The 6,597-nt window shown below is 64.3% G+C and carries 4 protein-coding genes; all 4 read right to left on the reverse strand.

All coding sequences use genetic code 11. The features are described from left to right. Positions 1-56: 56 nt before the first annotated feature. The 4 genes from EH199_RS24030 to EH199_RS24045 are packed head-to-tail and all read right to left on the reverse strand — an operon-like array spanning position 57 to position 6,404. The gene (locus tag EH199_RS24030) at positions 57-959 is read right to left on the reverse strand and encodes an ArdC family protein (protein ID WP_124811541.1); all 903 of its coding nucleotides are present in this window, start codon (positions 957-959) and stop codon (positions 57-59) included. A gap of 44 nt (positions 960-1,003) precedes the next feature. Beyond that, positions 1,004-3,229 (reverse strand): integrase, encoded by a 2,226-nt coding sequence (locus tag EH199_RS24035; protein ID WP_124811542.1) that lies wholly within the window; start codon positions 3,227-3,229, stop codon positions 1,004-1,006. Beyond that, on the reverse strand, positions 3,226-5,016 hold the full coding sequence (locus EH199_RS24040; protein WP_124811543.1) for a hypothetical protein: 1,791 nt from the start codon (positions 5,014-5,016) through the stop codon (positions 3,226-3,228). Before EH199_RS24040 ends, EH199_RS24035 begins: the two co-directional genes overlap by 4 nt. Further along, positions 5,013-6,404, reverse strand: coding sequence for a site-specific integrase (locus EH199_RS24045; protein WP_223806916.1), 1,392 nt, complete (start codon positions 6,402-6,404; stop codon positions 5,013-5,015). The genes EH199_RS24040 and EH199_RS24045 overlap by 4 nt, the downstream gene beginning before the upstream one ends. Positions 6,405-6,597 lie beyond the last annotated feature (193 nt).

Genomic DNA, 6,597 nt, shown 5'->3' on the forward strand with positions numbered 1-6,597 from the left:
ATATCCTGACAGTCCAGCGCTAATGTGAATTCCAGCGCCATTTTTGCGAACCTGTTTCACGCCGCCATCTCCTCGGCCTGGGGCTGCTGGGCATGCATCCAATCGGCTGCGGCCTGGGCCTTGCTGGCGGCTGTGAAAATGGCACGTGGGTCATCCTTGAACACGCGCAGCCAGGACGCGACGTAGGCGGCGTGATCGGGCCGTGGGTGATGGGCGATGCCGAGATCGGCGAGTACGAACGATGCGGTTAGCTCGGCGCAAATCTCCTCGATCGCAAGGCTGTCGCGCTTAAACCGTTCGGCAAAGTTGCGGTCGAGCCGATGCTTTGCGCCAGTCGCGTGACCACATTCGTGCAGCAATGTGCCCATGTGGGCCGACGCGTCGCGGAATGTGGCAAAGGTCGGCATGAAAATCTGATCGAGATCGATCCGGTAATGCGCGTCGTATGCCCCCGCGGTGACCGGAATCTTCAGTGCAGAAACGAACGCCTCGGCGTGCGCTAACCGTTCGCTCTCGGGCAAGACTGCGACCGGTGCAGGCTCGTAGCCTTCCACCTGGGCGAGGTTGAACACTGTGAACGCGCGGGCGAACATGCGCCCGGGGCCGGCTTCGCCATCGCCATGATCATCGTCGGCGCGCGATGTAGCCTGCTTCCAGAATACGACCGTGGTGCCGTGCTCCCCTTTGCGAACCTGTGCACCGAGAGCCGCCCACTGACGGTAGGTGCCCCACATACCGCTGGAATAAGCAGCCGCTTCGGCGGCAATCCAGAGCGCCAGCACGTTGACGCCCCGATAGCGCCGACGAGAGGTGATATTCTGCGGCCGGGTGGTGGCCGCGCCGTCGTGATGCCACGGCATGCGCCAGTCACCGGCACCGGCTTCGATGGCATCAACGATCTCGGCGGTGATGCGTGAATAGACGTCGGCGCGCGCCGATGCTGGGTGGGATCGGGTCATGGCAGGTCTCCACGACGGTCGGAGGGAAACTCTCTCCCGCTCCTTCAGTCCGTCACCCGAAAACCGGCCTCCTCTTCCTCTCCCGCCACACCGGCAGGCGGTGTGGCGGTACCGGGCACGATCTGAGCGAGAACTGTCTCGATCCTTGCGACTTCGGCCTGAAGCGTGACCCGCTGCGGCTCAGGAAGCCGCTTCTCGCGCAGCAGCATGCGCGCTTCGTCGGCCCCGCGCTGCCAGGACGCGCGATGCCGCGCGGTGAGGCAGGCGTTGGGGCAGCGGAGCGGTTCGCACATCGAAATCATCGGTGCTGGCGGGCCGGGCTGTGTGATCCGGTTGAGGCACAGGGCCGTTGCGGGATCGAAGAAGCAGTCGGCCAGCGGGCCGACATGCAGTGTTCGCGCGAGACTGGCGAGCATGGTGCGCAAGCGCTGCCGATCGGCGATCATGGCGGGCAGCGGCGCCAGCTCGCTTGCGACGACATCGAGCCCTGTCCCGACGCGGTTCGCGGCAGGGCCACCCAAGCGGGCACCACCTTGCCGCTCGTCGAAATAGGCGAGGATGTCATCGATTTGGCCGAGCGCACGCTGGGCTTCAATCTCGCCGCGAAATCCCGACCGGCTGCTTCCAGCATAGCCTTCGAAGGCGGCAACACTGGCGTGCTTGTACTGAATCATGCCGGCGATCGTCCCGAAGGGCCGGTTGGCGATATGCCAGGCAATCGTGCGGCGGAACTGACGGGTGGTCAGCCGCCAGGATGTGCCATCGGGTCGTGGAGGAATCACCGGCGCATCAGGCGATCCAAACTGCTGGTTGAGATGGTCACGAAATCGGTTGAGCTGGCGGACGATCTCGGCAGAGACATGAGTCTTGGTGTTGGCGCGAAGTGACAGCACAGGCCAAAGCGTCGTAGTGCCCCGCGCTCGTCCGGCCCGCTCGGACAACTGCTCGAGCACAGCGACCGCGTCGGCAACGGGCGCGATCGTAACCCACTCCGCTTGTTCTCCGCCTCCGCGCTTGCCCTTGTACGCGACCGACTTGATGCGGTGACGCAATATAACGCCGTCTTCGTCTCTGACGATGGATAGGCAACCACGCTTCATTGCCTGGATCTCGCTGTCGCGCATACCCGACAGATAGGCGCAAACAATATAGGCGGCGGCCTGTAGCATGACCTCTTCCAGGGCCAATGCCTTGACATCGAACCGGCTGCGCCAGGGTTGGAGGGTCCCGGGATCCACGGCAATCGGTGTATCCATCCCCCCGACTTCGGTGCCGAGTTCCGTGATGGCGGCAGCGATCAGGTCTGGTGCACCGGTCGTCAGACTGAGGTGCATGGCGGGCTCTTCCTGCGCATCGACGCCGGCGTGGAGATGAAGGAGATGGTAGTTGATCGGTGGCAGCTGCTCGCCGGTCAACGGATCGGTGCGGACAGCAGCGTTGTACAAGCCGGTCCAGATGGGAACGCCGCGGCCCTGCCGCCGCAAGCCCGTGAGGTATGCGGTCAGCCGTTGCCGTTGCCGCGCGCGGCGTTCGGCCTGATCGAGATGAGCCTCGTGCGCAATCAATCGGCTGCGCCTGGCTTCGAGACGCTCAAGCTCCCGGCGCGCAGCGAAAATGTCGGGCGCGAAGTGGGTCACATAGCGCAGCGACCATGCCAGCAGCGGCGTCATGATCTCTTCGGGAATGCGCGGCGTCCGGTTCTCGCCAGGGATGTACCGGGCACCGGCGACCGAGAACGGGCTGCGCCTGGGCCACGGATCGATACGAAGACGAGCCGTTGGAAGGTGGCGGCGCAACTCGTGAAGGTCGAAGATGACGCGCAGCAATACTGCGACCGCAACCGGACGTAGCCCCTCACGGCGCTTCGAACGGGCAAAGCGGTCAAGCAGAGACTGATCGACCCGCTCAAGATCGAAGCGCCCAAGGTCGGCCTTCACGAAGTTGAAGAAAAGCAGAGCCCGGTTGGCCTCACCCCGCACCGCTGCCGGCTGAAGCCGGGGGCGATGGCCCGGCAGATCGACATTGAGCCGCGCATGGAGAAACTGGCGCAGGGCATCGGCAATGGCTGGGTCTTCGATGCTGCCAAAATGCACGGTAACATGGCAGCGCCTGGCGTTATCGCGAAAGACGCCCGGCGACAGGTCCCAGGTCTGATCGCCGTAACGCGAGAGATCGGCGCGGTTGTAGCCAGGCCGCAACGGAACCGACATGAGTACGGGAAGCGTCTCGCGCGCCCCGTCGTCATGGGCCGGCAAGGATACGGCAGTCATGCCCGGGCCTCGGGCGGCAGATAGACAATGGGATGCTGGGCGGCGAGCCGCGCGCGAGCCTGAGCCACCGCGTCATCGCCAAAGGCAGGCAGGATCTGGCGGACGATGCGTTCACGGGCGTGACCAAACTTGGCCGCCCACTCGTTCGTGTTCATGCCTGCGCGCTGCTCATCGACAAAGGTGAGAAACGCGAGGATCGCTGGCAACTTGCGCGCAGTGATCACCGCGTTTTTGCAATCGAGGCAGCCCCAGAACGGCGTGGGACATGGAGAGCCGACAGCTGCGGCAAAAGGGCTTGCGTAGAAGCCGCCGCAGCTCGCCAGCCATACGTCCTGTTCTCCGTCGAGCACGGCAACCGATGGCGCTTCGGCAATCTGGTCCGCGCTTGCGGCTCGACTGCGCAGATGATCTTCCTCGGAGGGAGGAATGACTCGGGGACCGGCGACTGCCTCCTCGAGGGCGTCGGCGACGGTCTGCTCATGCAGGGGTCTGAGCGAGGGAACATCGGCATAGTGCCGCGCTGCGATCTCGATCGTGTGGCCGACGGCGAACCGTGCCATGTGCCCTTCGGTCTTGAGATACCAGAGCGCCTTGTGCGTTTTACGGAGCCGGGACAGGCGCAGATACAGCGGTCTGCCCGCGTTATCGGCAATGGCGTGGCGCGTGGTCCATGCATCGATGGTCGAGCGCGGATGGCGAATGCCGTGGACGATCTCACCGGCCTGGTAATAGACCCACAGGCAATCGCTGGAATTATGGGCCCGCGCGCTTGCCGAGAGTGCGATGATGCGCCGGATCAGCCCTCCCGGCGTCGACGAGGCACCGTCTCGCACCCTGATGGTCTTGTGTTCGGCGCCATGTGCGCGAAGCTTGGTGTAAGCGATCTCCACCGTACCGCCCGAGGCGTTGCGCAAACAATCGACGGTCAGCGTTTTGCAGCACTCGAGCTCAAGCCCGGTCTCCAGCGAAAGCAGGACCAGCAGCGGCACGATATCGACGGACGTCAGGTAATGAGCGCTGTGCAGCGTCATGCTGAAATCCGCGTTCCAGAGGCCGCGCTTCCAACGCCTGGCATAGAGTGCCATCCACTCAGGGTCGCGATGCCTGAGGATCCCACGCGCCTCTATCGCGGCGTGCGCCTTGCGGGCAGTTGCCTCGATCTCCCGAATCTCGCCAAAGCATGGGCCAGCCCGCAATCTGGCCTCGATCGCGACCAGATCGATGCGGGCCGCGTCGCGGAGCTGGCGGGCAACGAACGGGCTGTAGGCGTCGCGTGGGCGTGGCGGGGCGTAAGGTTGCGAGCTGACGTAGCGAAGCCGCTCACTCAAGCCCGCCTCGATGACATCAGGCTGATCGGAAGCGATCCGGCGAAGCACGGAAACGACCTTGGCGACAAAGGTCGGCGCGTGGCCCCGCGACTTGCCCTGAGCTTCGAGCCACGCTTCGTATCCATCGATGTGGCTGGCTCGCAGGTCGGCCGGCCCGGAGATCCGATCACCAGTCCCAGCAAGATAGGCAAAGAAGCTCGGCAGCTGGGTCATGTATGTCTTGATGGAGGAGCGAACCGTTACGGGCCCGCGTGGAGCGACCAGCATGAACAGGCCTCGGGCAAAGGCGAGTGCCAGTCCCCGTGGGTGCAGTCTGGTGAAATCGACAAGAACCTCGCCCCCATACGGCGGGGCGATCGTGAAGCGCAGCGTGCTGATCTGCAGCCATGGGTCGGGCTCGGGCTCTGTGGTCTGGCCCTCGAACCCGACCTTGCGACCTTTACGAGGAGCGGCGGTCATGGCCGGAGATAGCCCGGCACACGCGCAAGCAACTCTTCCACCGCCGCATCGACGGTATCGGCACGAGTGGCAATGTGATCGAGATAGATCGACGTGGTGGCAAGGCTGGAATGGCCGAGCAGGCGTTGCACCTGCTGCAGCGGATCACCGAGCAACTGGCGATAGCCGTCCATGGCGCCTGCCGGTGCAGCAACTTCGCCGAGGCGCCGCTGGATCAGCATCGCCAGCATGTGCACGGCGAACGAATGCCTGAGCTGATGGGGGCTGACGCGAACGGAAATACCGGCATCCGTGCATCGACGGCTCGCCCGGGCAAAGATCGCTTCCCACGAGTTGGGCAGCACCGGTTGCCCGACCTCGGTGAGCCAGAGGACTGCCGCCTCACCTGGCGTGCCATCGTCGGCACAAATCACGAGCCTGGCCCGTTCATCCGGTGTGACGACTTCCATATCCATCATGCCGCCACCCACGAGGTGCAAAGCGGTCGGTGCGGTGGGTGGGCGGTGTATGAAGATCGGGCGGTCGATGGCCTCCCAACCTCGACGTGAGGCGAACTTGGCCACCGCCGATGCGCGCTCGACCGCAATGTATGCATCGAATGCGGGCAGCAGGCGACGCGGTAGCAGCATGGTCCGGCCCCGGTCGCCCTTGGTCAGGGCCGCCGGCAGTTCTACCCGGCGTTGGCGCTCTACACGAACATCGCTGCCGGGAATCTCCGCTGCGAGAAGGAAGGATGCTTCCTCGAGACGCAAACCGGTGGTGACCAGCAGGTCAGCGAACAGCGCGTTGCGTGCACCATTGCGGTCGCGCGCTCCCGGGCGCTCAGCTCCCTCGACGGTCAGGCCGCGCAGGCCGACGTCTCGGAATACATGGTAGGCGGGAAGATCGACGAAGCGCACATCGGACCGGCGCGCAGCCCGCTCATAAGCTTCGTTATGCCCGGCGATGGCAGCGCGCCGACCGCCGTGCGATCTTCGCCAGATCTGCCGATGGGTGAATGGCGTACGCTCGACCAGGCCCTCGCGCTCGGCCCATCGATAGAGCTTGTCCAGCGATGCAACCGCCCGGTTCCACGACGAGGCTGATATCCGGAACTCGGCGTCACTACGCCGGCGTGCCCGATGATACGCACCGACATCATCGGTATCGGCTTGCCAGACGGTCTTGCGGCGAGCCGAACCCAGAAACCGCAACCAAACCAGGACATCGTAGCCGTGTGCCCGCAGCGAGTGGCGCGAACGCGCGCCGTTGAGCGGCAGATCGAGGAAGTAGCGATCGAGATCAGGATCATAGATCGTACCATCGCGCAGGATGATCGGAATGTGGGCGTCCAGTCCATCTGCTTCACGGCGTTCCTGGATGGAGATCGGTTCTTCTGAAATATCCACAGCTTGCCAGTCCCTCCCCCGAACCCCCTCCCGAATCCAGAACGCACCCATTGCGCGCCTGCGGGACGGTGGTCATCAGGCCGGACTACGCCAGCTTATTGGGAGCGCTTCATCCGGCCTGATGACCCCCTGCGTCGCGCTTGGACGATACCCTTCAATGAAGCGTCAGGCACGGTGCAGACTGTCCAGATAA

This window comes from Novosphingobium sp. LASN5T, from assembly GCF_003856955.1.
Taxonomy (GTDB): Bacteria; Pseudomonadota; Alphaproteobacteria; order Sphingomonadales; family Sphingomonadaceae; genus Novosphingobium.

Excerpts from the sequence above, each read along its gene's own strand:
- EH199_RS24030 (WP_124811541.1), bottom strand. The coding sequence starts at position 959 with ATGACCCGATCCCACCCAGCATCGGCGCGCGCCGACGTCTATTCACGC.
- EH199_RS24035 (WP_124811542.1), bottom strand. The coding sequence starts at position 3,229 with ATGACTGCCGTATCCTTGCCGGCCCATGACGACGGGGCGCGCGAGACG.
- EH199_RS24040 (WP_124811543.1), bottom strand. The coding sequence starts at position 5,016 with ATGACCGCCGCTCCTCGTAAAGGTCGCAAGGTCGGGTTCGAGGGCCAG.